At 61.9% G+C, this 239-nt stretch carries 1 pseudogene; it reads left to right on the forward strand.

Going from position 1 to position 239, the window contains the following annotated elements:
• Window positions 1–41 precede the first annotated feature (41 nt).
• Window positions 42–239: pseudogene (locus KVT39_RS37325) on the forward strand (hypothetical protein); the annotation flags it as partial.

A 239-nucleotide genomic window follows, 5' to 3' on the forward strand; every position in this document is an offset into this window, starting at 1 on the left:
GGCTCATCAGCATTGGCGGCGCGGATCTGGGTGGATTGGACATGTACCACCTCCGCTCCGACGTAACCGTTTTGGAACGCTCGACGATCGTGGAGGTGACGATCCGCGAATATCTCCAGCTCGCTTCCGCTGCTGAACATGATCGCGAGATGATGGCGGTGTTGGAGGCAGGGGGGTTGGATCGGCGGATCGCAAGCCTGCCACGGGGGCTCGATACCGAGCTTGCCTCCTCCGGCTAC

The sequence above is a fragment of the Burkholderia sp. GbtcB21 genome, from assembly GCF_019091065.1.
Taxonomy (GTDB): domain Bacteria; phylum Pseudomonadota; class Gammaproteobacteria; order Burkholderiales; family Burkholderiaceae; genus Burkholderia; species Burkholderia pyrrocinia_C.